Source organism: Microbacterium sp. 22242 (assembly GCF_052045495.1).
GTDB lineage: Bacteria > Actinomycetota > Actinomycetes > Actinomycetales > Microbacteriaceae > Microbacterium.
On record NZ_JBQEOZ010000002.1, the window covers coordinates 152,883 to 177,921 of the forward strand.

At 71.1% G+C, this 25,039-nt stretch carries 22 protein-coding genes; 13 read left to right on the forward strand and 9 right to left on the reverse strand.

Annotated elements, in window-relative coordinates; genetic code table 11:
* Nucleotides 1–29: 29 nt before the first annotated feature.
* Together ACTJJZ_RS02430 and ACTJJZ_RS02435 are read left to right on the forward strand one after the other, a co-directional pair.
* A complete protein-coding gene (locus ACTJJZ_RS02430) occupies nt 30–689 on the forward strand; it encodes a Maf family protein (RefSeq protein WP_440719570.1) in 660 nt (219 codons plus the stop codon).
* Nucleotides 690–782: 93 nt separating this feature from the next.
* Complete coding sequence (locus ACTJJZ_RS02435; RefSeq protein WP_440719571.1) at nt 783–2,552, forward strand: acetyl/propionyl/methylcrotonyl-CoA carboxylase subunit alpha; 1,770 nt, start codon at nt 783–785, stop codon at nt 2,550–2,552.
* Between the two features lie 130 nt (nt 2,553–2,682).
* On the opposite strand, the gene ACTJJZ_RS02440 is transcribed toward ACTJJZ_RS02435, so the two are convergent.
* Nucleotides 2,683–4,125: an NAD(P)H-quinone dehydrogenase gene (locus ACTJJZ_RS02440; protein ID WP_440719572.1), complete on the reverse strand. Its 1,443-nt coding sequence runs from the start codon at nt 4,123–4,125 to the stop codon at nt 2,683–2,685.
* Nucleotides 4,126–4,229: 104 nt separating this feature from the next.
* On the opposite strand from ACTJJZ_RS02440, the gene ACTJJZ_RS02445 reads away from it, so the two are divergent.
* From ACTJJZ_RS02445 to ACTJJZ_RS02455, 3 genes are read left to right on the forward strand one after another with little or no spacing between them, the layout of a single operon-like run.
* On the forward strand, nt 4,230–5,060 hold the full coding sequence (locus tag ACTJJZ_RS02445; RefSeq protein WP_440719573.1) for a purine-nucleoside phosphorylase: 831 nt from the start codon (nt 4,230–4,232) through the stop codon (nt 5,058–5,060).
* Nucleotides 5,057–6,751, forward strand: coding sequence for a phospho-sugar mutase (locus ACTJJZ_RS02450; RefSeq protein ID WP_440719574.1), 1,695 nt, complete (start codon nt 5,057–5,059; stop codon nt 6,749–6,751). The genes ACTJJZ_RS02445 and ACTJJZ_RS02450 overlap by 4 nt, the downstream gene beginning before the upstream one ends.
* Before the next feature lie 2 nt (nt 6,752–6,753).
* Nucleotides 6,754–7,029: an HPr family phosphocarrier protein gene (locus tag ACTJJZ_RS02455; protein ID WP_440719575.1), complete on the forward strand. Its 276-nt coding sequence runs from the start codon at nt 6,754–6,756 to the stop codon at nt 7,027–7,029.
* Between the two features lie 7 nt (nt 7,030–7,036).
* On the opposite strand, the gene ACTJJZ_RS02460 is transcribed toward ACTJJZ_RS02455, so the two are convergent.
* Complete coding sequence (locus tag ACTJJZ_RS02460) at nt 7,037–8,989, reverse strand: BglG family transcription antiterminator (RefSeq protein ID WP_440719576.1); 1,953 nt, start codon at nt 8,987–8,989, stop codon at nt 7,037–7,039.
* A 161-nt stretch (nt 8,990–9,150) separates the two neighbouring features.
* On the opposite strand from ACTJJZ_RS02460, the gene ACTJJZ_RS02465 reads away from it, so the two are divergent.
* The 7 genes from ACTJJZ_RS02465 to ACTJJZ_RS02495 are packed head-to-tail and all read left to right on the forward strand — an operon-like array spanning nt 9,151 to nt 15,333.
* Nucleotides 9,151–9,480, forward strand: coding sequence for a PTS sugar transporter subunit IIB (locus ACTJJZ_RS02465; protein WP_440719577.1), 330 nt, complete (start codon nt 9,151–9,153; stop codon nt 9,478–9,480).
* A complete protein-coding gene (locus ACTJJZ_RS02470) occupies nt 9,477–9,758 on the forward strand; it encodes an HPr family phosphocarrier protein (protein WP_440719578.1) in 282 nt (93 codons plus the stop codon). Before ACTJJZ_RS02465 ends, ACTJJZ_RS02470 begins: the two co-directional genes overlap by 4 nt.
* Nucleotides 9,758–11,434: a phosphoenolpyruvate--protein phosphotransferase gene (gene ptsP / locus ACTJJZ_RS02475; RefSeq protein ID WP_440719579.1), complete on the forward strand. Its 1,677-nt coding sequence runs from the start codon at nt 9,758–9,760 to the stop codon at nt 11,432–11,434. Before ACTJJZ_RS02470 ends, ptsP begins: the two co-directional genes overlap by 1 nt.
* Nucleotides 11,435–11,466: 32 nt before the next feature.
* Nucleotides 11,467–13,080 carry a PTS mannitol transporter subunit IICB gene (locus ACTJJZ_RS02480; RefSeq protein WP_440719580.1) on the forward strand — a complete coding sequence of 538 codons (1,614 nt, stop codon included), beginning with the start codon at nt 11,467–11,469 and terminating at the stop codon, nt 13,078–13,080.
* Between the two features lie 27 nt (nt 13,081–13,107).
* The gene (locus ACTJJZ_RS02485; protein ID WP_440719581.1) at nt 13,108–13,542 is read left to right on the forward strand and encodes a PTS sugar transporter subunit IIA; all 435 of its coding nucleotides are present in this window, start codon (nt 13,108–13,110) and stop codon (nt 13,540–13,542) included.
* The gene (locus ACTJJZ_RS02490) at nt 13,542–14,693 is read left to right on the forward strand and encodes a mannitol-1-phosphate 5-dehydrogenase (protein ID WP_440719582.1); all 1,152 of its coding nucleotides are present in this window, start codon (nt 13,542–13,544) and stop codon (nt 14,691–14,693) included. The genes ACTJJZ_RS02485 and ACTJJZ_RS02490 overlap by 1 nt, the downstream gene beginning before the upstream one ends.
* 52 nt (nt 14,694–14,745) lie before the next feature.
* Complete coding sequence (locus ACTJJZ_RS02495) at nt 14,746–15,333, forward strand: GNAT family N-acetyltransferase (RefSeq protein WP_440719583.1); 588 nt, start codon at nt 14,746–14,748, stop codon at nt 15,331–15,333.
* A gap of 37 nt (nt 15,334–15,370) precedes the next feature.
* Here ACTJJZ_RS02495 and ACTJJZ_RS02500 read toward each other — a convergent pair whose 3' ends face one another.
* On the reverse strand, nt 15,371–16,270 hold the full coding sequence (locus ACTJJZ_RS02500) for a carbohydrate kinase family protein (RefSeq protein ID WP_440719584.1): 900 nt from the start codon (nt 16,268–16,270) through the stop codon (nt 15,371–15,373).
* A complete protein-coding gene (locus ACTJJZ_RS02505; protein ID WP_440719585.1) occupies nt 16,263–17,378 on the reverse strand; it encodes an adenosine deaminase in 1,116 nt (371 codons plus the stop codon). Before ACTJJZ_RS02505 ends, ACTJJZ_RS02500 begins: the two co-directional genes overlap by 8 nt.
* A 1,219-nt stretch (nt 17,379–18,597) precedes the next feature.
* Here ACTJJZ_RS02505 and ACTJJZ_RS02510 point away from each other — a divergent pair.
* Nucleotides 18,598–19,080, forward strand: coding sequence for a hypothetical protein (locus ACTJJZ_RS02510; RefSeq protein ID WP_440719586.1), 483 nt, complete (start codon nt 18,598–18,600; stop codon nt 19,078–19,080).
* A 21-nt stretch (nt 19,081–19,101) separates the two neighbouring features.
* Here ACTJJZ_RS02510 and ACTJJZ_RS02515 read toward each other — a convergent pair whose 3' ends face one another.
* From ACTJJZ_RS02515 to ACTJJZ_RS02535, 5 genes are read right to left on the reverse strand one after another with little or no spacing between them, the layout of a single operon-like run.
* The gene (locus ACTJJZ_RS02515) at nt 19,102–20,418 is read right to left on the reverse strand and encodes a thymidine phosphorylase (RefSeq protein ID WP_440719587.1); all 1,317 of its coding nucleotides are present in this window, start codon (nt 20,416–20,418) and stop codon (nt 19,102–19,104) included.
* A complete protein-coding gene (locus tag ACTJJZ_RS02520; RefSeq protein WP_440719588.1) occupies nt 20,415–20,810 on the reverse strand; it encodes a cytidine deaminase in 396 nt (131 codons plus the stop codon). Before ACTJJZ_RS02520 ends, ACTJJZ_RS02515 begins: the two co-directional genes overlap by 4 nt.
* An 8-nt stretch (nt 20,811–20,818) precedes the next feature.
* Nucleotides 20,819–22,126, reverse strand: a complete 1,308-nt coding sequence (locus tag ACTJJZ_RS02525) for an ABC transporter permease (RefSeq protein ID WP_440719589.1) — start codon at nt 22,124–22,126, stop codon at nt 20,819–20,821.
* Entirely contained in the window at nt 22,123–23,499 is a 1,377-nt protein-coding gene (locus tag ACTJJZ_RS02530; RefSeq protein WP_440719590.1) for an ABC transporter permease, read from the reverse strand. Before ACTJJZ_RS02530 ends, ACTJJZ_RS02525 begins: the two co-directional genes overlap by 4 nt.
* Nucleotides 23,496–25,013 carry an ABC transporter ATP-binding protein gene (locus ACTJJZ_RS02535; protein ID WP_440719591.1) on the reverse strand — a complete coding sequence of 506 codons (1,518 nt, stop codon included), beginning with the start codon at nt 25,011–25,013 and terminating at the stop codon, nt 23,496–23,498. The genes ACTJJZ_RS02530 and ACTJJZ_RS02535 overlap by 4 nt, the downstream gene beginning before the upstream one ends.
* Nucleotides 25,014–25,039 lie beyond the last annotated feature (26 nt).

The following is a 25,039-nucleotide window of genomic DNA, read 5'->3' on the forward strand; positions in this document are numbered from 1 at the left end:
CGGCCGCCCGCGCCGACTAGCGTGGACGCATGCGCGTCTGCCTGGCCTCGACCTCGCCCGCCCGTCTCGCCCTGCTCCGGCAGAGCGGCATCGAGCCGCTGTGCCTCGCCCCCGGCGTGGACGAGGACGCGGTCGCCGCCGCCGAGGCGGAACGTCAGGGACGCGTGCTCGCCCCCGACGAGGTCGTGCTGCTGCTGGGGCGCGCCAAGGCGGCCGACGTGGCCCGTCGGATCCGCGACGACCTTCCGGACTTCGACGGCGTGGTGATCGGCGGCGATTCGATGTTCGAGCTGGACGGCGAGGTGCACGGCAAGCCGTACCTGCCGGAGCGCGCGACCGCGCGCTGGCACGCCATGCGCGGTCGCACCGGCGTGCTGCACTCGGGGCACAGCGTGATCCGGGTCCGCCCCGGCGCACCGGACGTCGAGGCGCACGCGGTCGCCGAGGCCTCCGTGACCTTCGCCGCCGATGTCGACGACGCCGAGATCGCCGCGTACGTGGCGACCGGCGAGCCCCTGCTCGTCGCCGGGGCGTTCACGGTGGACAGCCTCGGCGGGGCGTTCATCGAGCGCGTGGACGGCGACCCCTCCACGGTCGTGGGGATGTCGCTGTCCACGATCCGGCACCTGACCGGACGCCTCGGGATCCGCTGGACCGACCTCTGGAACGCCGTCTCCCCGGCGTCCTGACCACCACCCTCGTAGGATCCGGCACGCGGCGCGCGAGGATTCTTGTGGAGAGTCGTCAAAAAGATCGGGTGCGCTGTCGATAGGCTGACAACCATGCCTGCCATCGCCAAGGTGCTCGTCGCCAACCGCGGCGAGATCGCCGTCCGCATCATCCGCGCCGCGCGCGACTCCGGTCTCTCCTCCGTCGCCGTGTACGCGGACCAGGACCGGGACGCCATGCACACCCGGCTCGCCGACGAGGCCTACGCCCTCGACGGCGCCACCAGTGCCGAGACCTACCTGCAGATCGACAAGATCCTGTCCGTGGCCCGCCGCTCCGGCGCCGACGCGGTGCACCCCGGCTACGGGTTCCTCGCCGAGAACGCCGACTTCGCCCGCGCCGTGATCGGCGCGGGAATGGTCTGGATCGGTCCGTCCCCCGAGGCCATCGAGGCGCTGGGCGACAAGGTCACCGCCCGCCACGTGGCGGAGAAGGTGGGTGCCCCGCTCGCGCCCGGCACGCCGGGCCCTGTCGAGACAGCCGACGAGGTCGTCGCGTTCGCCGAGAAGGTCGGCCTGCCGATCGCGATCAAGGCCGCGTACGGCGGCGGCGGACGCGGGCTCAAGGTCGCCCGGGAGCTGGACGAGGTCGCGGAGATGTTCGAGTCCGCGACCCGCGAGGCCGTCGCCGCGTTCGGCCGCGGCGAGTGCTTCGTCGAGAAGTACCTCGACAAGCCGCGGCACGTCGAGACCCAGTGCCTGGCCGACGCCGAGGGCAACGTCGTCGTCATCTCGACGCGCGACTGCTCGCTGCAGCGCCGTCACCAGAAGCTCGTCGAGGAGGCGCCGGCGCCGTTCCTCACCGAGGAGCAGAACCGCCAGCTGTACTCCGCGTCGAAGGCCATCCTGAAAGAGGTCGGCTACGTCGGTGCCGGCACCTGCGAGTTCCTCATCGGCGCGGACGGCACGGTCTCGTTCCTCGAGGTGAACACCCGTCTGCAGGTCGAGCACCCCGTCTCCGAGGAGGTCACCGGCATCGACCTCGTCCGCGAGCAGTTCCGGATCGCCGCCGGCGGCGTGATCGACTACGACGACCCGGAGCCGCAGGGCCATTCGATCGAGTTCCGGATCAACGGCGAGGACCCGGGCCGCAACTTCCTGCCCCAGCCCGGCCCGGTGCACGTCTTCAAGACCTTCGGCGGTCCCGGCATCCGCCTCGACTCCGGCGTGACCGCCGGCGACGTCGTCTCCGGCGCGTTCGACTCGCTGCTCGCGAAGATCATCGTGACGGGCAAGGACCGCGCCGAGGCGCTCGAGCGCTCGCGTCGCGCGCTCGACGAGTTCGAGGTCTCCGGCCTGCCCACCGTGCTGCCGTTCCACCGCAAGGTGGTGAACGACCCCGCCTTCACCGCGGAGGACGGCGTCTTCGGGGTGTACACGCGGTGGATCGAGACCGAGTTCGTGAACGACATCCCGGCCTGGGACGGCGAGCTCGAGGCCGCCGCCGAGGCGCCGGGCCGGCACACGGTCGTCGTCGAGGTCGCCGGCAAGCGGCTCGAGGTCAGCCTGCCCGATCGCGTCGCAGCATCGGTCGTCAGCACCGGCGGCCGCCCCGCCGCGGTCCCGCCGTCGCGGCGCAGCCACGCCAAGACCGTGAACGCCGGCGCTGCCGGCGACGCGGTGAAGTCGCCCATGCAGGCCACCATCGTCAAGATCGCGGTCGAGGACGGCCAGCAGGTCGTCAAGGGCGACCTGGTGGTGGTGCTCGAGGCGATGAAGATGGAGCAGCCGCTGCAGGCGCACAAGGACGGCGTGATCGGCAACATCAACGCGGAAGCGGGTTCGACCGTCTCGGCCGGTCACCAGCTCCTCACGATCAGCTGACCCCGACGAGGTCCCCCGTCGCACCGGCGCCCCCTCTGGGGATCCGCGCCCCCTCGCAAGAACGTGATTCTGAGGGGGCGTGGATCCCCAGAGGGGGCGTCGCTCGATTGCGGTCGTCGCCGCCGGTCAGTCAGTTCGCGATGTAGACCTGATGCATCGCGCGCGTGGCGTCTGTGATGCTGCTGGTGATCGACGGGTACGCGGCGAAGACGCGGGACACCTGGTCGACGTTCAGCCGGCGCTCCACCGCGATCGCGAGCGGGTAGATGAGCTCGGAGGCGCGCGGGGCCACGATCACAGCGCCGATCACCGTGCCGGATCCCTTGCGGGCGAGGATCTTCACGAAGCCGTCGCGGATCCCCTGCATCTTGGCGCGCGGGTTCGCGGCCAGCGGCAGCTTGTACGCGATGCCGTCGGCGACCCCGTCCTCGATGTCCTTCTCGGAGAACCCGATCGTGGCGATCTCGGGGGCGGTGAAGATGTTGGCGGTGATCTTCAGCTTCTCCAGCGGGATCACCACGTCGCCGAGCGCGTGGAACACGGCCGTGCGGCCCTGCATCGAGGCGACCGAGGCGAGCGGGAAGAAGTTCGTGCAGTCGCCGACGGCGTAGATGTTCGAGACCGAGGTGCGCGCCACCCGGTTCACCCGGACGTGGCCGGATCCGGTGAGCTCGACGCCCACGTCCTCGAGGCCGATGCCCGCCGTGTTCGGGATGGATCCGACCGCCATCAGGCAGTGGCTGCCCTCCACAGTGCGCCCGTCCGACAGGGTGACGAGGACGCCCTTCTCGGTGCGCTCGACGCTGTTCGCACGCGACTTGGAGAGCACCTGCATGCCGCCGCGCTTGAACACCTTCTCCAGCACCTTGGCAGCGTCCTGGTCCTCGCCGGGGAGCACCTGGTCGCGGCTGGAGATGAGCGTGACCTTCGCGCCGAGGTTCATGTACGCGGAGGCGAACTCGGCGCCGGTGACGCCGGAGCCGACCACGATGAGATGCTCCGGCAGGGTCTTCATGTCGTAGAGCTGCGTCCAGGTGAGGATCCGCTCGCCGTCCGGCTTCGCGGAGTCGAGCTCGCGCGGAGAGGCACCGACAGCCACGACCAGCGTATCCGCCTCGATCCGGTCGAAGTCGGTGCCCTGGTCCTGCGAGGTGGAGACCACGATCGCGTTGGGCCCGTCGAGCCGGCCGTGCCCGGACAGGATCGTCACGCCCGCCTCGAGCAGCGCGGTGCGCATGTCCTCGGACTGCTGCCCGGCGAGCGCCATCAGCCGCTTGTTCACCGCGGCGAGATTGATCGCGATCTGCGGCTTGAGCGGCTTGCCCTCCGCACCCTTCGCGTAGAACTGCACACCGAGATCGGTGGCCTCCGAGATCGCGACGGCGGCGTCGGCCGTGGCGATCAGGCTCTTCGACGGGACCACGTCGGTGAGCACGGCGGACCCGCCGACGCCGACGCGCTCGACGAGGGTCACCTCCGCGCCGAGCTGCGCGGCTGCGAGCGCAGCTTCGTAACCACCGGGGCCGCCGCCGAGCACGGCGACGCGCTGAGAGCGCTCGAACATCAAGGTCATGTCCTCCATTCTTCCGCATCGGCCCCGGGCGCGGGATCCGCCCCGGCGACGCTCATCCGCGCCCTCTTCGCCGGGGCGCGACGCGGGGCCGTATCCTCGATCTCATGGCTGACTGGAACCATCCCCTCGACGACCCGAACGCCGACCCCTTCGCGATCGCCGCTGAGGCGGCATCCGACATCCACCGGCTCACCGGCGTCGACCACCACGACATCGCCGTGACGCTCGGCTCCGGCTGGGGCAAGGCCGCGGAGCTCATCGGCGAGACCGTCGCGACCATCCCCGCCACCGAGGTCACCGGCTTCTCCAAGCCCGCGCTCGAGGGCCATGTGGGCACGCTGCGCAGCATCGTCACCCCCGGCGGCAGGAACGTGCTCGTGATCGGCGCCCGCACGCACTACTACGAGGCCCACGGGGTGCGCCGGGTCGTGCACAGCGTGCGCACCGCCGCTGCGACCGGGGCGAAGGTCATGGTCCTCACCAACGGCGCCGGGGGCGTCCGCGAGACCTGGAAGCCGGGCCAGCCCGTGCTCATCAGCGACCACATCAACCTGACCGCGGACTCGCCACTCGAGGGCGCGAACTTCGTCGACCTCACCGACCTGTACAGCGCGCGCCTGCGCGCGCTGGCGCGCACGATCGATCCGACGCTCGACGAGGGCGTCTACACGCAGTTCCGCGGCCCGCACTACGAGACCCCGGCCGAGGTGCAGATGGCGAAGGCCATCGGCGGCCACATCGTCGGCATGTCCACGGCGCTCGAGGCGATCGCCGCGCGCGAGGCGGGCATGGAGGTGCTCGGCTTCTCGCTCATCACCAACCTCGCCGCCGGCATCCAGAAGACGCCGCTCAGCCACGCCGAGGTGATCGAGGCCGGGCAGCTCGCCGAGCCGGTGATCTCGTCCCTGCTGGCCCGCGTGATCGGGGCGCTGTGAGCGGGCACGAGGCGGCACGGCTCGCTCAGGCGCGCGCCTGGCTGCGGCAGGATCCGGATCCGGAGACCAGGGACGAGCTCGCCGGCATCATCACTCGCGCGTCCTCCGGCGACGAGGCCGCGATGGCGGACCTGGACGACCGGTTCGGATCGCGCCTCGCGTTCGGCACCGCCGGCCTGCGCGGCGAGCTCGCCGCCGGATCGAACCGGATGAACCGGGTGCTGGTGGCCCAGGCCGCCGCCGGGTTCGCCGCCTACCTGACCGAGAAGGCAGGACCGGACGCGCCCCCCGCCGTGGTGATCGGCTACGACGGGCGGAAGAACTCGCGGAAGTTCGCGACCGACTCCGCCGAGATCTTCGCCGGGGCGGGGCTGCGCGCGATCCTGCTGCCGCGGCTGCTGCCGACGCCCGTGCTCGCGTTCGCGGTGCGCCACCTCGGCGCGGACGCCGGCGTCATGGTCACCGCGAGCCACAACCCGCCGAACGACAACGGCTACAAGGTGTACCTGGGCGGCGCGGACCAGGGCTCGCAGATCGTGTCCCCCGCGGACGCGGAGATCGCCGCGCACATCGAGCGCGTGGCGGAGCGCGGCGACGCCGGCGGCGTCCCCCGCTCGAGCGCCTACGAGACCGCGGGCGAGGACGTCGTCGACGCGTACGTCGCGGCCACCGCCGCCGTCGCCCCCGCCCCGGTGGGGACCGCGGGACTGCGCTGGGTCTATACGGCCATGCACGGCGTGGGCTGGGAGACGTTCGCCCGCATCCTCGGCGAGGCCGGCTACCCGGCGCCCTGGACCGTGGGCGAGCAGCGCGACCCCGACCCGACCTTCCGCACGGTATCCTTCCCGAATCCCGAGGAGCCCGGCGCCATGGATCTGGCGTTCGCGAAGGCGCGCATGCTCGGTGCCGAGCTCGTGATCGCGAACGACCCGGACGCGGACCGGCTCGCGGTCGGCATCCCGGATCCCGCTGCGGAGGGCGGCTGGCGCCGGCTCACCGGCAACGAGGTCGGCCTGCTGCTGGGCTGGCGCGCCGCGCGCGCCGCCACGGCAGACGGACCGGCCGCGCCCGGGACGTCGCTGGCGTGCTCGCTGGTCTCCTCCCCCGCGCTCGCCGCGGTCGCGGAGCGGTACGGGCTGGACTTCCACGAGACCCTGACCGGCTTCAAGTGGATCTCCCGCGCCCCCGGCATCGCGTTCGGCTACGAGGAGGCCCTGGGCTACCTGGTGAACCCCGAGACCGTGCGCGACAAGGACGGCATCTCCGCGGCGATCGCCCTGCTCGGTCTCGCCGCGGAGGCCCGCGGGCGCGACGCGACGATCGCCGACCTGCTCGACGAGCTCGCCGCCGAGATCGGGTTCCACGCGAGCGGCCAGGTCTCGATCCGCGTCGAGGACATCGCCGTGATCGGCCGGATCATGGCCGCGCTGCGGCAGGATCCGCCCGTCGCGTTCGGCGAGACGGCCGTCGTCGGCGCCGAGGATCTGCTCACCACCGGCGGGGACGCCCCGGCCGGTGATGTGCTGCGCTACCGCCTCGCGGACGGCTCCCGGGTGATCGTCCGCCCGAGCGGCACCGAGCCCAAGCTCAAGGTCTACATCGACGCGCGCGCGGAGTCGGCCGAGGACGCCCGCGCGGCGGTCGCCGGGCTGGACGCCGCGATCCGCGAGCTGCTGGGCCGGCTGCGCTGAGGATGGCTTCCCGGTCCGTGGTGATCCGCGCCGAGGGCGGGGCGCACGCGCGCCCCGTCGCGGAGCTGGTGCGCATGGCGACGGCGCACCAGGGGCCGGTGGAGCTGACCACCGCCGAGGGGCGCACGGTCGATCTGGGCAGCGTGCTGGCCGTGATGGATCTGGCGCTCGCGCCCGGCGACGAGGTCGTGCTCTCCGCCGAGGGCCCCGACGCCGGCCGGCTGCTGGACGCGCTCGCCCGGGTGCTGGGCGCGCCGCCGGAGGCCGGCCTGCGCTGACGGCGGATCAGCCGTCGATGACGGCGGCCAGCTCGTCCAGGAATCCGGCGAAGGTCGCACCGCGGCGCACGATCCGCTGCACGCTGTCGCCCTCGCCGAACACCTCGACCAGCTGCTCGAACACGGTCTGGAACGCCTCCCGATCCTGCTCGCTGAACGCCGCCAGCGCGACCACCTGCACGCGGCCGCTCCCCCAGGCGACGGACCCGGCCGCGACGCCCACCGCGATCGCCGTGCGCCGCGCCGTCATCTGCAGCGCATGCGGCACCGCGAGCGCATCGCTGAACGCGGTCGAGGAGAGCCGCTCGCGCTGGATGGTGTGCTCGATGTAGTCCTCGCCGATCAGCCCGGCCTCGACCAGGGGGGCGCCGAGCAGGCGGATGATGGCCTCCTCGCCCGCGTCCGGCAGCGGATGCACGTACGCGTCCGCGACGAGGTAGCGGGACAGCTCCTCACGCAGCCGGGTGAGCCGGCGCGCCCGGCGCAGGCGCGCCGCGGCCTGCTGCACCCGCTCCACGTCCGCATCGGTCAGGAACGGCTGGATCAGCACCACGCGCTCGGCCGCGACCGGCAGCGGCACCGTGCTGAGCACGAGATCCGAGTCGATGTCCGACTCCTGCGGGTCCATCGCGGTGACCACCCGCACCACCTCGATCCCCCGGCCCAGCGACCGGTCCACGCGTGAGCGGAGCACCTCCTGCAGCTCGTAGTACCCGGGGCACACGATCGTCGCGGTGAGGAGCGTGTCCGCGCGCCGGCTGCGCTCCAGCCGTCCGCCGACGTGCATCGCGACGTAGGCGATCTCGTCGTCGTCCACGTGCAGGCCGAGCCGCTCCTGCAGGCCGCTGACGACGGAGACGGCCACCTCGAAGATCATCGGATACGCCGACTTGAGCGACCGGGTGAGCGGGTTGCGGGCGCGCGACTCCTCCTGCGCCCGGTGGAGCAGGTTCTGCACGTGCAGCGCGAGGCGCAGGATGAACGCGTCGTCGGCGAGGTCCACCTGGTAATCCGAGGAGGCCTGGACGACCTCGGCCCGCACCGCGGCCTCGACCGCGGGGTCGAGTCCCGCCCGCGCGAGGTCCGCCGGATCCGTTCCGCCGGGGGTCACGATCCGGGTCAGCACGAGCCGGGCGAGATGCGCGAGGTCCCCCGCGCCCAGCTCGACGCCGAGATGCTCGCGGGAGAGCCGGCGGATCGCCTCCGCGACCGGATCCGATCCGCGAGCCGCCTCCGCGGCGTCCCCGGATCCGTCCTCGTCGGCGGGATCGGCGCCGTCGAGCTCCCGACCGGCTGCGACCCGATCCGCGGCGATCGCGATGTGCAGCAGCACGTCGGCGATCGCGAGCTCGTTGACGTAGTAGCCGAGTCCGCTCAGCTCCGCCACCAGCGCGGCCTTGAACGGCGTCACCGCCTCGGCGGGGATGGCGCCGCCGCCGAGCGCGAGGCGGAACGGGTCCACCGGGAACTCGGCCGAGTCCATCTCGTCGTGCGCGAGCCGGCTGAGCAGGCGGCGCTGGTCCCGCTCCGCGCCGCGCAGCCGCACCAGATCGCGATCCCGCTCCAGGGTGAGCCCGGTGCCTTCGAGCAGGGAGCGCACGCGGGCGAGATCCGCCTCCAGGGTGGCCTCGCTGACGTACAGCCGCGCTGCGGTCGCGAAGACGTCGATCCCGTCGGGATCGTCGAGCAGGGCGCGGACCAGGACGTGCAGGCGGGCGCGCGGCGTCGACTCGGCACCGGCCCTCGCCGCCAGGGCGGCGCGCGCGGAGGCTCCGGCGCGGTAGCCGGCGCTGCCGGAGACGACCGCGTCGCCGTCCGGCACCCTGGCGTTCAGCGCCGTGACGTAGGCGCGCACGCTGCGCGGGGTGACCCCGAGAAGATCCGCCAGCCGGGGACCCGCGACCCAGGAGTCCTCGCGCAGCAGCGTGCTCAGCAGCCGATCCTGCCGTCGAGTCGACACCCGTTGTCCCTTCGCCGTCCCCGCGCTCCGCACGGACATCCTCATGATGCCAGGATCCGGGGGCGCGGGCGTCGGGGACGCGCGTTCCGCCCTGGCGGAAGGAACCCTGGTGGCCGGTTCCGCCCGCCCCGCCGAAGAATGGCGGTGAAGGGATGGAATCGATGAGGATCCAAGTGGTCTGCGGCGCCGGCGCCTCGAGCACGTTCGTGGCAGGGCGGTTGCGTCGTGCCGCGCTCGCGGCCGGTCTCGACTGGGAGGTCGCCGCCGCGGCGCTGGACCGCATCGACGCCTTCGCCGACGTGGTCCTGCTCGGACCGCACGTGGCCGATCGCCGTGACGAGGTCGCCCGCCGGGCTCCGCGCGCCCGCGTCCTCGTCCTCCCCGAGGACGCCTTCACCGATCTCGACGGGACGCGCGTCCGCGCCCTCGTCCGGAGCAGCTCCGCGCCTGCCGACACCGTCGACGGCACCGCATCGAAAGGAACGCCATGACCGCGCTGACCCGCACCGTCCGCATCGGCTCGTCGCACGGGCTGCACGCCCGTCCCGCGAAGATCTTCGCGCAGGCCGCGAAGGAGACCGGGATCCCGGTGACGATCGCCAAGGACTCCGGCAAGGCCGTGAACGCCGCGAGCATCCTCGGCGTCATCGCCCTCGGCCTCGAGCAGGGCGACTACGTGACCCTGAGCGCGGACGGCGACACCGCCGAGTCCGCCCTGGACACGCTCGCCGAGCTGCTCGCGACCGACCACGACGAGGGCGCCGCCTGATGGCCGCGCTCCGTGGGGTGGGCATCGGCCAGGGTGTGGCCACCGGCCCGGTGCGTCGGATGGCGGAGGCGCTGCCCGCGCCCGAGAACGTGCCGACCACGCTCGGCGCGGACGCCGAGCGCACCAGGGCGCAGGAGGCGATCGCGGACGTCGCGGCCGATCTGACCCGCCGCGCCGAAGCGGTCGACGGCGCCGCGCAGGAGGTGCTCGAGGCGCAGGCGATGATCGCCGAGGACCCGACGCTGGCCGACGAGGTCGAGGAGCGGATCGCGGCGGGAGCGACGGCCGAGTGGGCCGTGCACGACGCCTTCGCGGGTTTCCGTGCCTCGCTCGAGGCGATCGGCGGGTACCTCGGCGAGCGCGCCGCGGACCTCGACGACATCGCCCAGCGCGTGCTCGCCCGGCTGCGCGGCGTGGCCGCTCCGGGCGTTCCGGATCCGGGCTACCCGTTCGTGCTCGTGGCCAGGGACCTCGCCCCCGCCGACACCGCGCTGCTCGACCTGGACAAGGTGCTCGCGCTGATCACCACGGACGGCGGGCCGACCTCGCACACCGCGATCCTCGCCCGGGAGAAGGGCATCGTCGCCGTGGTGGGCGCGGTGGACGCCGCCGGCCTCGCCGACGACGAGACCGTGATCGTGGACGCTGCGGCGGGCACGATCACGACGGAGCCGAGCGCCGACGAGCTCGCCAGGGCCACCGCCCGCGCCGCGGAGAAGCAGGCCGCGGACACCGCGCCGCCGACGCCGGGCGCTCTCGCCGACGGTACGCCGATCGCGCTGCTCGCGAACCTCGGCAAGCCCGGCGACGCCGTGGACGCCGTGGCCAGGGGCGCCGAGGGGGTCGGGCTCTTCCGCACCGAGTTCCTGTTCCTCTCCTCCACGAACGCCCCCACCGTGTCCGCGCAGCGCGAGGCCTATCGCGAGCTGCTGGCGGCCTTCCCCGGCAGGAAGGTCGTCGTGCGCGTGCTCGACGCGGGGGCGGACAAGCCGCTGCCGTTCCTCAACGACGCGCACGAGGAGAACCCCGCCCTGGGCCTGCGCGGGCTGCGCGCCCTGCGCGCGAGCGAGGACATCCTGCGCGAGCAGCTCACCGCCCTCGCCGAGGCGCAGGCCGAGACCGAGGCGGATCTCTGGGTGATGGCGCCGATGGTCGCCACCGTCGAGGAGACCGCGTACTTCACGGCGATCGCCCGCGAATACGGGCTGCGCACGGCCGGCATCATGGTCGAGGTGCCCGCGTCGGCGCTGCTGGCGGATCGTCTGCTCGCGCACGCCGATTTCGCCTCGATCGGCACGAACGACCTCACCCAGTACACGATGGCGGCCGACCGGCTGCTCGGATCCGTCGCGTCGTTCCAGGATCCGTGGCACCCGGCGGTGCTCCGGCTCGTCGCCGAGGTGGGCCGTGCCGGCGCGGCGCTCGGCAAGCCCGTGGGCGTGTGCGGCGAGGCCGCGGCCGATCCGCTGCTCGCCGTCGTGCTGGCGGGGCTCGGCGTCGGCTCGCTGTCGATGGCGCCCGCCGCCCTCGCCGACGTGCGCCGCGCGCTCGCGCAGCACACCCTCGAGGACGCCCGGCGGATCGCCGCAGCGGCCCTCGCCGCCGACGACGCCGGTGCCGCCCGTGCGGCCGCACAGGCCGCCGCCGCCCCGGATCCCTCCCTCCCCACCCGATAGCACCTCCCCCGATAACAGAAAGCGACGACATCATGACGACGACGTCACCCGCCGCCTCCAAGCCCGGCTCCGCCCGAGTCGCCGTGCAGAGGTTCGGCACCTTCCTCTCCGGCATGATCATGCCGAACATCGCGGCCTTCATCGCCTGGGGCCTTATCACCACGCTGTTCATCGCGGCGGGGTGGCTGGGCCACTGGTATCCGGTCGCCGACATCCTCGGCGGCTTCGGCAACGCCGACAAGGTCGGCTGGGCGCACGCCATGACCGCCCTCGCGAAAGCGCCGGACGGCTCCGTGTTCCCGCAGTACGTGGGCCTGGTCGGCTCGATGATCACGTACCTGCTGCCCCTCCTGATCGCCAACACCGGCGGCCGCATGGTCTACGGCGAGCGCGGCGGCGTGGTCGCCTCGATCGCGACCATGGGCGTGATCGTCGGCACCACGATCCCGATGTTCCTCGGCGCGATGATCATGGGACCGCTCGCGGCCTGGATCACCAAGCAGATGGACAGGCTGTGGGACGGCAAGATCCGCCCCGGCTTCGAGATGCTGGTGAACAACTTCTCCGCCGGCATCCTCGGCATGCTGCTCGCGATCGCCGGATTCTTCGGGTTCGGCCCGCTGATCTCCGTGGTCAGCGCCTTCCTCGGCACGATCGTCGCCTGGCTGGTCTCCGTGGGTCTGCTGCCGCTGCTGTCGATCATCGTGGAGCCCGCGAAGATCCTGTTCCTGAACAACGCCATCAACCACGGCGTCTTCACCCCGCTCGGCATCCAGCAGGCGAGCCAGACCGGCAAGTCGATCCTGTTCCTGATCGAGGCCAACCCCGGGCCGGGACTCGGGATCCTGCTCGCCTTCACGTTCTTCGGAGTGGGCGCGGCGAAGGCGAGCGCACCCGGCGCGATCATCATCCAGTTCCTCGGCGGCATCCACGAGATCTACTTCCCGTACGTGCTGATGAAGCCGGTCCTGGTCATCGCCGCGATCGGCGGCGGCATGACGGGCGTCGCCACGAACGCGCTGTTCCACAGCGGCCTGCGCTTCCCCGCGGCGCCGGGCAGCATCATCGCGGTCCTGCTCGCGACGGCGTCGGACAGCTACCTCGGCGTGATCCTGTCGGTCGTGCTCGCCGCGACTGTCTCGTTCCTGCTCTCGTCGCTGTTCCTGCTGCGCTCCCGCAAGCGCGACCTCGCCATGGAGGGCGCCGGCGACCTCTCGGCCGCGATCGCCCAGACCGAGGCGAACAAGGGCAAGTCCTCCTCCACCCTGTCGGGTCTGCGCGACCGCACGGCCGCCGGCGCGGAGACGGCTGCCGCTCCCACGGCCGCCGGCAGCGCGGTCGCCGACAAGCCGATCGAGAGCATCGTCTTCGCGTGCGACGCCGGCATGGGGTCGTCCGCGATGGGCGCGAGCGTGCTGCGGAACAAGTTCAAGAAGGCCGGGATCGACGGCGTGACGGTCGTGAACAAGGCGATCGCGAACCTCGACGGCACGGCCGACCTGATCATCACGCAGAACCAGCTCACCGATCGGGCGCGGCAGAAGTCGCCGGACGCCCTGCACGTCTCGGTGGACAACTTCATGAACTCGCCGAAGTACGACGAGGTCGTCGAGATGGTGCGCCGTCAGCACGACGGCGAGGCCTGACCCGCGACCGCACGAAAGGACGATCCGATGAGCAGCATCCTGACCCCCGACCGCGTCCGCATCCACTCCGGATCCGCCACGCAGGAGGAGGCCCTGCAGGAGGCCGCCGGCCTCCTGGTCGCGGCAGGCGCGGTGACCCCCGCGTACCTCGACGCCATGCGGCAGCGCGAGCAGACGGTGTCCACCTTCATGGGCAACGGGCTCGCGATCCCGCACGGCACCAACGAGGCGAAGGACGAGATCCTCGCGTCGGCGCTGTGCGTGATCCGCTACGACGGCGGCGTCGACTGGGCGGGCGATCCGGTCACGTTCGTGATCGGCATCGCCGGCCGGGGCGACGAGCATCTGGAGATCCTGTCGCAGATCGCGATCACGTTCTCCGAGGAGGACGATGTCGCCCGGCTCGCGGCGGCCGCCACCGAGGAGGAGCTGTACGGGCTGCTGTCGGCGGTGAACGACTGATGCCCGCCGCGGTGCACTTCGGCGCGGGCAACATCGGCCGCGGATTCGTGGGGCTGCTGCTGCACGAGGCGGGCTACGACCTGGTGTTCTCGGATGTGGCGTCCGACCTCGTCGACGCCATCAACGCCGCGTCGGAGTACACCGTGCACGAGGCGGGGCCCGGCGGCCGCGACCACGTGGTCACCGGGTTCCGCGCCGTGGACAGCCGCCGCGACCCCGACGCCGCCGCGGACGCGGTCGCGGCGGCGGACGTGGTCACCACCGCGGTCGGCCCGACCGTGCTGCGCTTCGTCGCCCCCGTGATCGTCGCGGGGCTCGAGCGCCGCGGGGCGGACCAGCCGCCGGCCGCGATCATGGCGTGCGAGAACGCGATCGGCGCGACGGATCTGCTGCGCACGGAGGTCGCCGCGGCGGCCGGCGACCGCGTGGACGAGCTGCTCGCGAAGGCCGTGTTCGCGAACACCGCCGTGGACCGGATCGTGCCGGCACCGCAGGCCTCGGCCGGCATCGACGTCACGGTCGAGCCGTATTTCGAGTGGGCGATCGAGGCGGGCCCGTTCGCCGGCGGCCCGCCGGGGATCCCCGGCGCGCACTTCGTCGACGATCTCGCGCCCTACATCGAGCGGAAGCTGTTCACGGTCAACACCGGCCACGCCGCGACTGCCTATCTGGGCGCCCAGGCCGGGCACGCCACGATCGCCGAGTCGCTCTCCGATCCCGCGATCGAGACCGTGGTGGCGGCAGCGCTCGCGGAGACCTCCGCGGTGCTGGTGGAGCGGCACGGGCTGGATCCGGACGAGCTGGCCGGCTACCGGGCGAAGATCCTGGACCGGTTCCGCAACCCGGAGCTGCCCGACACCGTGCAGCGCGTGGGACGCCAGCCGCTGCGCAAGCTGTCCCGCCACGAGCGCTTCGTCGGTCCCGCCGCGGAAGCCGCCGAGCGACGCCTGTCCACCGCCGCGCTCGTGCAGGCGATGGGTGCCGCCCTCGCGTTCGCCGACCAGGGCGACGAGGAGGCCGTGCGCCTGCAGGAGCTGCTGCGCTCCCGCACGCCGGACGAGTTCGTCGCCGAGGTGACCGGGCTCGGCACCGAGCACCCGCTGTACCTGGACGTGCGGGCTGCGGTCATGGCGCGGCAGGCGCAGCTGTGAGCGCCCGCCCCCGCTGAACGGCAGGGGGGCGGCGGCCCGATACGCTCGTCGCATGGACTTCGCCGCCCCCGTCACCCTCGAGAACGACTTCGTGCGGCTGGAGCCGCTCGGCCGGCAGCACGCCGAGGACCTGGTGGCGGCCACCGCCGGTCTCGAGGACCGCTGGTACACGTCGGTCCCCACGGCCGAGGGCGTCGCCGCGGAGATCGAGCGGCGCCGGGTGCAGCACGCGGAGGGGTCGATGAACCCGTTCGCCGTCGTGCGCGTCGACACGGGACGCGCCGTCGGGATGACCACGTACTGCGGCATCGACCAGCCGAACCGCGTCGTCGAGATCGGCTACACCTGGCTCTCGCCCGAGGTGCACGGGACCGCCGTCAACCCGTCGGCCAAGCGCCTGCTGCTCGCGCACGCGTTCGAGGCGTGCGACGCGATCCGGGTGCAGTTCTGCACGCACTTCCACAACCGGCAGTCCCGCGCGGCGATCGAGCGACTGGGGGCGAAGCTGGACGGGATCCTGCGCAGCCACCGCATCGGGCCGGACGGATCCCTCCGCGACACGGTCGTGTACTCGATCCTGCCGCACGAGTGGCCCGCGGTCCGCAACAGCCTGGACGCGCGTCTCGCGAAGCGGCGCTGAGCGGATCCTCCGTCCGCCGAGAACGAGCCCGTCCCGGTCAGCGCACGACGTCGTCGAGCAGCGGATGCAGGTGCCGGGAGCGGAGCACGGCCGCCGCGGTCGTCGCGCCTGCCGCCAGGGCATCGTCCAGAGCGGCGCCCGAGAGCATCGCGTCCAGCACGCCGGCGAAGAACGCGTCGCCCGCGCCGTTGGTGTCCACGACGTCGACCGGCACGGCGGCGACCCGGTGCAGCTCGCCGTCGACGTCCACGGCGATCGCGCCCTCGGCTCCGTCGGTGCAGATCGCGAGCGACGCCCCGGCGTCGATGCAGCGGCGCAGGAACCCCTCGGGGTCGTCCAGCCGGTCGGCGCTGCAGAACACCACGTCGGCCGCCGCGAGGAAGGGGCGGTGGAACTCGGCGGACCCGTCGTAGTCGTGCAGATCGACCCAGATCGGCGCGCCGGCCGCCGTCGCCTCGTCGATCGCCGCGAGCCCCTCGGCGGAGAGATCGAGCACGATCGCCGCGGCGCCCGCGAGCGGAGGCTCATCGCCGAGGAACCGCTCCGGCGCCGGAGCGAGCACCTCCGCCTCCGGAGCGAGCTCGGGCGACGACAGGAACAGCGACACGCGCTCCCCCGCGGGCGTCATCAGGTTCAGGTGCCGCTCCGACACGTCGGCGTCCCGCACCCCGCGCAGCGGCACGCCGGCGCCGCCGAGCGCCTCGCGGATCCGCAGCCCCGCAGGGTCCGATCCGACCCTGGCGCGCAGCGAGACCTCGCGTCCGAGCCCGGTGAGGCTCAGCGCCTTGCCCGCGCTGGTGCCGCCCACGGTCTGCCAGTCGGCCTCTGCGAACTGCATGTGCGGGGTGGGATCCGGCAGCCGGTCCAGCACGACGATCGTGTTCCAGGACACCGCCCCGACGATCGCGACCCGGCCCCCGGCCGGGGCTTCACTCATCGAAGCCCTCGGCGATCATCTCGACGAGCTCTTCACGCTCCTCGACCGGGAGGAAGGCGCCGGCGGCGGCGTTGAACTGGAACGACTCGAGATCCTCGAGGTCGTACCCGAACGCGTCCACGAGCAGCGCCATCTCACGCGTCAGCGAGGTCGCGCTCATGGTGCGGTTGTCGACGTTCACGGTCACCGCGAAGCCGAGCTGGTACAGCAGGTCGAAGGGGTGGTCGGCGAACTCGCCGCCCCACGCGGCGATCGCGCCGGTCTGCAGGTTCGACGACGGCGACAGCTCGAGCGGGATCTCCCGGTCGCGCACCCAGCGGGCCAGGTCGCCGAAGCGCACCTGCACCTCCTCGCCGTCGCGGTTCACGATCTCCAGGTCCTCGGCGATGCGCACGCCGTGGCCCAGGCGCAGGGCGCGCCCGTCGATCAGGGCCGAGCGGATCGAGTCGGGCCCCGCCGCCTCGCCCGCGTGCACGGTGACCGGGAACATCTGCCCCGCCAGGTACTCGAAGGTGTCGCGATAGCGCGAGGACGGGTAGCCGGCCTCCGGCCCTGCGGTGTCGAAGCCGACGACGCCCCGCTCGCGGTAGGCGACCGCGAGCTCGGCGATCTCACGGACCCGGTCGGTCTGCCGCAGAGCGGCGAGCAGCTGGCCGACGCGGATGCTCTTCCCGCCCCGCTCGGCGGCGTCCTCACCCTCGTCGATCCCCTCCTGCACCGCCTCGACGGCCTGCTCCAGGCTGAGCCCGCCGGTCAGGTGCAGCTCGGGCGCCCAGCGCACCTCGCCGTAGATGACGCCGTCGCGCGCGAGGTCCTCCACGAACTCGCGGGCGATACGGCGCAAGTTGTCCGCGGTCTGCATGACCGACACCGACACCTCGAACGTCTTCAGGTAGTCCACGAGCGATCCGGCGCTCGCCTGGGTGCGGAACCACATGGCGAGAGCCGTCGGGTCCGTGGACGGCAGCGCGATCCCGCTCGCATCGGCGAGCTCGATGATGGTGGCGGGGCGCACCCCGCCGTCGAGGTGGTCGTGCAGGGACACCTTGGGCAGCTCGCGCAGGGACATGCCCTCTACGTCGAGATCGCCGTTCGCGTCGATGGGCATGACGGATCCTTCCTGAGCAGGCGGATGGGATGGCTGTTCCGAGGGTGGAGTCCGGTCCCACGGACCCGTGCTCTCAGCCTAACCTCGCCCAGCACGAACCCCCACAAGAAGCTCGGGAAGCAAGTCAGGTGAATCCTTGGGTCTCGGGCCGGAAGAGACAGGTGTCGGCGTTAATCCTCACCGCGGGGCTGATCGAGCGCGACGACCAGCAGGGAGAACGCGACAAGGGCCGAAACGTCTTGGGACGCTGGCTTCAACAGCTTGAGCACGGGCGCGCGAGGCGACGGCCTCTACCTCGCCGCCACCGTCCACTGGCCCAGCAGCGCGCTGGCCACGCGACGTGAAACCTTCCGGTTCACAGCTGGTTCTTGACAAAGAGATAGCTTCTACCCAGAATTCTCCTACGGTAACAGATCGGGGGGTAAGGCAATGCGAAACGATTTCTAGGCTCGAGTCTCGGAGCGACCGGACTGTTGGTCGCGACAGCACTCATGGTTGCGCCAACGGCAAATGCACAACACGGAGCAGCCAATCCATCCGCTCCGGATAAAACGAAGTCAACCTTCACAAAGCTCGATTTCGCGCACCCGGCGAGCCTGGCTTCCGCAGCATCGGTCACTAACGGCGAGGGAGTCGATATCCTGGGATACCATTTTGTGACCGACTCAATCGTCGGCGACTTCTGGCCTGACGCGGGGATGACAGTCGATGAATTCCTGGCCCAAGTGAAGGATCACACCGGCACCGCGCCCGAAATTGTCTCTGCCTACGTTGATGCAGAGACGTATAGATCAAGGGGTCAGAAGCGTGCTGCACCTGCCGCTCTAGGAGAACATCTGCCATTTTTTGACGCACCAGATGCCGATCCTTCGTTGGCAGAGAAGGACGCAAAAGGACCTTCGACCAACGAACCCCTCGCTACCCTCGGCACGAACAACACATGGCAGCCCAATACTGCCGAGCGAACTGGGAGCAACCGTGCAGCCGGTAAGCCGAGCATGGTGCGAGCAGAACCCCAGCATGCCGCTGATGGACTGCATGGGGGTCACTCCGGGTTCGTACCCCGGCCCCGGGCCATCTGACAGTCGAATGGTTCTCAATCGCGACGCGTGGCACTACACGGCGCCGGACCTCTGTTGGTATTCACCCAACTTCGGGACTAGCAGTGCTCAATTCTGGAATTGCACGGTTGTCTAGAAGTCGAACAGGGCGATCGTCGATGCCACTCATCATCGGGTGGGCGGCATTGACGATCGCTGTCCTCGTACCGCTGAGCGTCTCCCTGATCGCCATAGTGACGATGAGGGATCTGCACTGCTCAGAAGGGTTCTCGTATACCTTCAGCCCCATGCTCTTGACATGTGGAACACGAGATTTGGGCGTGCTGGCCATTGGCTGGACGTTGACAACAGCGACGGTTGCAGGTCTTGCCGTCGCAGTTGCCATCGCGATCGTGGCGGCGGTGCGAAGCCACAGCGAGAAGCCAGCAGCAAGAGCGCGTTCCGAACTCTGGACGTTTGTCGCAACCGTGATGGGTGTCTTGGCTACTACCGGCGCTGTATTGGCAAGCAACCCTGATCTTGTCTGGGGCTCGAACTCGTGGATCTTCTTCGCGGCGGCCGGCTCATTTCTTGTGCTCGCGCTCGGAGCGATCATTGCGACGATCGCCAGCCACGTGAGCTCTTCACGAACGAGGGCGTAGTCGTGCTTTGGGCTCCGGCGCTCAGGCCGTGATGCGCTCGCGGACGAGGGGCCCGCGCTCGACCGGTGAGGATCCGATCTCCCATGCCCCCTCGACCGCGTCCAGCGCCCGATCGAAGCGGGCGGCATCGTCGGCGGAGAGGGTGAACACCGGGTCGCCGGCGCGCACCGCGTCGCCGGGCTTGACGTGCAGGTCGATCCCCGCCGCGAACACCACGGCGTCCTCGGCCCTGGCCCGGCCGGCGCCGAGCCGCCAGGCGCCGATCCCGAACGGCAGCGCATCCATGCGGGTGATGAAGCCGTCCGCCGCGGCGGTGACCGTGTGCGTCTCGCGGGCGACCGGGAGGGCCGCGTCCGGGTCGCCGTCCTGCGCGCGGATCATGGCCTTCCAGGAGTCCATCGCGCGGCCGTCGTCCAGCGCCTTCTCGACGTCGGCGTCCGGCTGGCCGCTGAGGGCGAGCATCTCGCGGGCCAGGGCGATGGTGAGCTCGCGGATGTCCGCCGGCCCGCCGCCGGCGAGGACCTCGACCGACTCGCGCACCTCGTTCGCGTTGCCGATGGCGAGGCCGAGCGGCACGTTCATGTCGGTGAGCAGCGCGGTGGTGCTCACCCCGGAGTCGGTGCCCAGCTCGACCATGGTGCGCGCGAGCTCGCGCGCGCGGTCGATGTCCTGCATGAACGCGCCGGATCCGAACTTGACGTCCAGCACGAGCGCGTCCGTGCCCTCGGCGATCTTCTTGGACATGATGCTCGACGCGATCAGCGGGATCGCCTCGACGGTGCCTGTCACGTCGCGCAGCGCGTAGAGCTTCTTGTCGGCAGGGGCGAGGCCCGTGCCGGCGGCGCAGATCACGGCGCCGACGTCGCCCTGCAGCTGGGCGAAGATCTCCTCGTTGCTGAGCGCGGCGCGCCAGCCCGGGATCGACTCGAGCTTGTCGAGCGTGCCGCCGGTGTGGCCAAGGCCGCGGCCGCTGAGCTGCGGCACGGCGACGCCGAAGCAGGCGACGAGCGGAGCCAGCGGCAGCGTGATCTTGTCGCCCACGCCGCCCGTGGAGTGCTTGTCGACGGTCTTCTTGCCCAGGGCGGCGAAGCTCATCCGCTCTCCCGAGGCGATCATGGCGTCGGTGAGCACGCGGATCTCGGAGCGCACCATGCCGCGCTGGAACACGGCCATCGCGAACGAGGCCATCTGCGGATCGGTGACGTACCCGCGGGTGTACGCGTCGATCATCCAGCGCAGCGCGGGCTCGGGCACCGCGCCGCCGTCGCGCTTGGCGCGGATCACGTCGACGGCGTCGAACGGCTCGACGGTGCGCTGCGGTGTCGCGGCTGCGGTCATCGGATGTTCTCCAGGTCCCTCGGCCCGAACGCGTCGGGCAGCACTTCGTCGATCGTCCTGATCCCGGACACGGTCTCCAGCAGCATGCCGGGCGCGGCGTGCTCGTTCAGCAGCTGCCGGCAGCGGCCGCAGGGCATGATCGTCTCGCCGTCCCCGTTCACGCAGAGGAATGCGATCAGCCGGCCGCCGCCCGACATGAACAGGTCGCCGACCATCGCGCACTCGGCGCACAGCGTGACGCCGTAGGAGGCGTTCTCCACGTTGCAGCCGGCGACGATCCGGCCGTCGTCCACGAGCGCGGCCGCGCCCACCCGGTAGTGCGAGTACGGCGCGTACGCCTTGCGCTGCGCCTCGTCGGCGACCCGGCGCAGCTCGTCCCAATCGATGTCCACACGTCCTCCTAGGACTTGATGTAGGGCTTGCCGTCGGCCGCCGGTGCCTTGATCTGGCCGGCGAAGCCGACCACGGCGAGGATCGTCACGATGTACGGCAGCATCAACATGAACTCGCTCGGGACGGGTGTGCCGAGCACGTTGAGCAGGTTCTGCAGGTTCTGCGCGAAGCCGAAAAGCAGGGCGGCGAGCGTCGCCCGGATCGGATCCCAGCGTCCGAAGATGACCGCAGCCAGCGCGATGAAGCCGAGACCGGCCGTCATGTCCTTGGTGAAGTTCGGCACCGACACCAGCGTGAAGTACGCTCCTCCGATTCCGGCGACCGCTCCCGCCAGCAGCAGGTTCCAGAACCGGGTGGGATTCACCTTGATGCCGACCGTGTCGGCCGCCTGCGGGTGCTCGCCGACCGCACGCAGCCGCAGCCCCCACCGGGTGCGGTAGAGACCCCAGGCGACGAGGACGACGATGACGTACATCAGATACACCAGAAAGGTCTGGTCGAACAGCACCGGGCCGAGGACGGGGATGTCGGAGAGCAGCGGGATCGCGAACGGCTTGAACGACACGGGGTTGTTCAGCGTGCCCGCGTCGGGCGCGAGCACGGCCGTGTAGAGGAAGCCGGTGAGTCCGGACACGAGCACATTCAGGACGACGCCGACGATGACCTGTTCGACGATGTACTTGATCGCGAACACAGCCAGGACGGCGGCGACGAGCACGCCGCCGATCATCGCTCCGACGAGGCCGACGAACGGGCTCTTCGTCACGCTGCCGAGAATCGCCGCCGTGAACGCGCCGAGCAGGAGCTGACCCTCGATCGCGACGTTGACCACACCGCCGCGCTCGCCGATGACGCCGCCGAGCGCGCCGAAGATGAGCGGGACGGCGAGCGAGAGCGAACCGCCGAGCAGGCCGACGACGGGGACGGCCGCGGAGGAGCCCGCGCCGGACCAGGTGAGGAAGGCGAACATCGCCAGCAGCGAGTACGCGATCGACAGCCACATCGGCGTCGACCGGTAGCTCACCGCCTGCACCAGGGACCACGCCGCGAGGACGACGGCGATCGCCCACGAGATCCACAGCGCAGGACCAGCCGGCACGTCGATCGCACCGATCTTGATGGCGGCGCCGCTCTCCGCGAGCTTGTACACGGTGTCGCCGTGCGCGGGGGCCAGCAGGAACAGCAGCCCGAGCAGTGCGGCGATCACGAGCAGCGTGATCGAGACCTTGAATGTGCGGACCTTCACGACGGCGAGCTGCACGACACCTCCGCCGGAGGTGCCGTCGTCGGCGGTCTGCGCTTCGGTGATGGTCATGCCGCCGCCTCCTTCCGCGCCGCCCTCTTAGTACTGCGCCGCACGGCCTTCGCCGTCTTCTCCTCGTCCGTCTTGGGAAGGAAGAAGATCGCCCGGATGAGCGGAGGGGCGGCGATGAACAGCACGATCAGCGACTGGACCACGAGGACGATGTCGACCGGGATGCCCTGCAGCGCCTGCATCGTGAACGAGCCCGCCTTCAGCGCGCCGAAGAGGATCCCGGCGAACAGCGTCCCCCACGCGCGGCTGCGGCCGAGCAGCGCCACCGTGATGGCGTCGAACCCGATGCCGGCGTGGATGCCGCCGTCGAAGCCGCTCGTGATGGTGCTCTGGATCTGGATCATGCCAGCGAGCCCGGCGAGCCCGCCCGCGAACAGCATCGCGTAGACGAACATCCGCGGCACGCTGATGCCCGCGGCACGCGCGGCGTTCGGGTTCTCACCGACCGCGCGCATCCGGAACCCGAGGCTGGACCGCTCGACGAGCCACCAGACGATCAGCGTGGCCAGGAGCACGATCGGGAACGCCCAGGTGAGCTGAGGGTACTGCGGGCCGAACAGCGCGGGGAACACCCCGTTCGCCGGCGTCGGCGACGAGATCGGCTGGTTCGTGCCCGGCTTCTGCAGCGCGTGCGGCGTGCGCACCATCCACGAGACCAAGTAGAAGGCGATGTAGTTGAGCATGATCGTGAGGATCACCTCGTGCGCGCCGGTGCGCGCCTTCAGCAGGCCCACGATGCCGCCCCACACCGCACCGCCGACGATGCCGACGATCAGCGTGACGGGCAGCTGCAGCGCCATCGGCAGCCCGAGGTCGAAGGTGAGCAGGGCGGACGCCGCGCAGGCGATCAGCATCTGCCCCTGGGCGCCGATGTTGAACAGGCCGACCCGGAACGCGAGCGCCACGCCGAGGCCCGCTGCGGTGAGCGGAGCGGCGAATCCGAGCGTGCTCGTCAGCGGCAGGATCGCCTGTCCGAACGACGAGGCCTGGACGTTGATGATCGCCCCTTGGAAGAGCGCGCCGTACGCGCCGGCGACCGCCGTCCAGATCGCGCCGAAGGTGTCGCCTGGACGGGCGAAGAAGTAGCCGGCGGCCTTCTGCACGTCGGTGCTCGTGACCGCGATCAGTATGCCGCCCACGAGCATCGCGAGCACGATCGCGAGGATCGAGGTGACGGCGCTGCCGCGCATGATCTCGCGGATGACGAGGTTCTGGCGCGGGGGCGGCGGAACCGACTCGACAGTGCCGGACGGGGTGTCCGCGACGGTGGCGGTGCCGGTGAGCGGGCCGGATGCCGGCGGCAGCTGGCCCTCGGTGGTGTGCCGGGGTGCGCCGTCCGGGACCGACTGCGCGTCGGAGGCGTCGTCGTTCATGCTGCCGTCTCCTCGGGCTGCTCGCCGGCCATCATCAGGCCGAGCACGTCGCGGGGGGTGTCGCCCGGCACGATGCCGACGATGCCTCCTCGGTACATCACCGCGATGCGGTCGGCGAGAGCGGCGACCTCGTCGAGCTCGGTCGACACCACGAGCACCGGAATGCCGGCGTCACGCGTCGCGATGATGCGCTTGTGGATGAACTCGATCGATCCGACGTCCACGCCGCGCGTCGGCTGCGAGGCGAGCAGCAGTTTCAGCTCGCGGTTGAGCTCCCGCGCGATCACCACCTTCTGCTGGTTGCCGCCGGACAGCGATCCCGCGGGCGCCTGCGGCCCTTGCGTGCGGATGTCGTACTCGGCGATGCGCGCCTTTGCGAAGTCGGTGAGGGCACTGCGGCTGATCGTGCCGACCGAGCTGAAGGCCGCGTCGTTCGAACGGTCCAGGACCAGGTTCTCGGCGACGGAGAACGCGCCGACGAGTCCGTCCTCGTTGCGGTCCTCCGGGACGAATCCGACACCCGCGTCGAGGACCTTCCGGACGCTCCGGCCGACGAGCTCCGTGCCGTCCAGCGAGATGCTCCCGCTGACTCCGGAGTGCAGGCCCATGATCGCCTCGGTGAGCTCCGTCTGGCCGTTGCCCTGGACGCCGGCCACGGCGAGCACCTCACCCGGACGGACGTCGAACGAGATGCTGTCCACGAGCACGGTGCCGTCCGGCGCGATCACCCGCAGGTCGCGGACCTCGAGACCACCCGTGGGCTGCACCTGCGGCGGATCCTTGTGCACCGTCAGCTCGACCGCGCGGCCCACCATCATCGAGGCCAGCTCGGTGTTCGAGGCGCGCGGGTCGGCCTCGCCGACGACCTTGCCGAGCCGGATGACCGTGATGCGATCGGCCACCTCACGCACCTCCCGCAGCTTGTGCGTGATGAAGACGATCGACGTGCCCTCGTCCCGCAGCTGCCGCATGATCGTCATGAGCTCGTCGGTCTCCTGCGGCGTCAGCACGGCGGTCGGCTCGTCGAACACCAGGATCTTCGCGTCACGGGAGAGCGCCTTGATGATCTCCACGCGCTGCTGCACGCCGACCGGAAGATCTCCGACGAGCGCGTCGGGGTCGACCTCGAACCCGAACCGCTCGGCCACGGATCGCACGTGCGCCCGCGCCGCCGCCAGGTCGAGGGATCCGAACGCCTTGGTCTGCTCGTGACCGAGCATCACGTTCTCCGCGACCGTGAACACCGGCACGAGCATGAAGTGCTGATGCACCATGCCGATACCCGCCGCCATCGCGTCTCCGGGACCTCGGAAGTGATGCGCGACCCCGTCGAGGAGGATCTCGCCCTCCTCGGGCCGGTACAGCCCGTAGAGGACGTTCATGAGGGTGGACTTGCCGGCGCCGTTCTCGCCCAGCAGGGCGTGGATCTCCCCCGGCTCCACGGTCACGTCGATGTGATCGTTGGCCGTGAACGACCCGAACCGCTTCGTGATGCCACGGAGCTCGAGCTTCATAGTGCGACCCTATCCATTCGGAGGTG

Excerpts from the sequence above, each read along its gene's own strand:
- ACTJJZ_RS02535 (WP_440719591.1), bottom strand. The coding sequence starts at position 25,013 with ATGAAGCTCGAGCTCCGTGGCATCACGAAGCGGTTCGGGTCGTTCACG.
- ACTJJZ_RS02470 (WP_440719578.1), top strand. The coding sequence starts at position 9,477 with ATGACCGCGCTGACCCGCACCGTCCGCATCGGCTCGTCGCACGGGCTG.
- ACTJJZ_RS02445 (WP_440719573.1), top strand. The coding sequence starts at position 4,230 with ATGGCTGACTGGAACCATCCCCTCGACGACCCGAACGCCGACCCCTTC.
- ACTJJZ_RS02440 (WP_440719572.1), bottom strand. The coding sequence starts at position 4,125 with ATGACCTTGATGTTCGAGCGCTCTCAGCGCGTCGCCGTGCTCGGCGGC.
- ACTJJZ_RS02495 (WP_440719583.1), top strand. The coding sequence starts at position 14,746 with ATGGACTTCGCCGCCCCCGTCACCCTCGAGAACGACTTCGTGCGGCTG.
- ACTJJZ_RS02435 (WP_440719571.1), top strand. The coding sequence starts at position 783 with ATGCCTGCCATCGCCAAGGTGCTCGTCGCCAACCGCGGCGAGATCGCC.
- ACTJJZ_RS02430 (WP_440719570.1), top strand. The coding sequence starts at position 30 with ATGCGCGTCTGCCTGGCCTCGACCTCGCCCGCCCGTCTCGCCCTGCTC.
- ACTJJZ_RS02480 (WP_440719580.1), top strand. The coding sequence starts at position 11,467 with ATGACGACGACGTCACCCGCCGCCTCCAAGCCCGGCTCCGCCCGAGTC.
- ACTJJZ_RS02465 (WP_440719577.1), top strand. The coding sequence starts at position 9,151 with ATGAGGATCCAAGTGGTCTGCGGCGCCGGCGCCTCGAGCACGTTCGTG.
- ACTJJZ_RS02490 (WP_440719582.1), top strand. The coding sequence starts at position 13,542 with ATGCCCGCCGCGGTGCACTTCGGCGCGGGCAACATCGGCCGCGGATTC.
- ACTJJZ_RS02500 (WP_440719584.1), bottom strand. The coding sequence starts at position 16,270 with ATGAGTGAAGCCCCGGCCGGGGGCCGGGTCGCGATCGTCGGGGCGGTG.
- ACTJJZ_RS02510 (WP_440719586.1), top strand. The coding sequence starts at position 18,598 with ATGCCACTCATCATCGGGTGGGCGGCATTGACGATCGCTGTCCTCGTA.
- ACTJJZ_RS02525 (WP_440719589.1), bottom strand. The coding sequence starts at position 22,126 with ATGACCATCACCGAAGCGCAGACCGCCGACGACGGCACCTCCGGCGGA.
- ACTJJZ_RS02485 (WP_440719581.1), top strand. The coding sequence starts at position 13,108 with ATGAGCAGCATCCTGACCCCCGACCGCGTCCGCATCCACTCCGGATCC.
- ACTJJZ_RS02505 (WP_440719585.1), bottom strand. The coding sequence starts at position 17,378 with ATGCCCATCGACGCGAACGGCGATCTCGACGTAGAGGGCATGTCCCTG.
- ACTJJZ_RS02530 (WP_440719590.1), bottom strand. The coding sequence starts at position 23,499 with ATGAACGACGACGCCTCCGACGCGCAGTCGGTCCCGGACGGCGCACCC.
- ptsP (WP_440719579.1), top strand. The coding sequence starts at position 9,758 with ATGGCCGCGCTCCGTGGGGTGGGCATCGGCCAGGGTGTGGCCACCGGC.
- ACTJJZ_RS02515 (WP_440719587.1), bottom strand. The coding sequence starts at position 20,418 with ATGACCGCAGCCGCGACACCGCAGCGCACCGTCGAGCCGTTCGACGCC.
- ACTJJZ_RS02455 (WP_440719575.1), top strand. The coding sequence starts at position 6,754 with ATGGCTTCCCGGTCCGTGGTGATCCGCGCCGAGGGCGGGGCGCACGCG.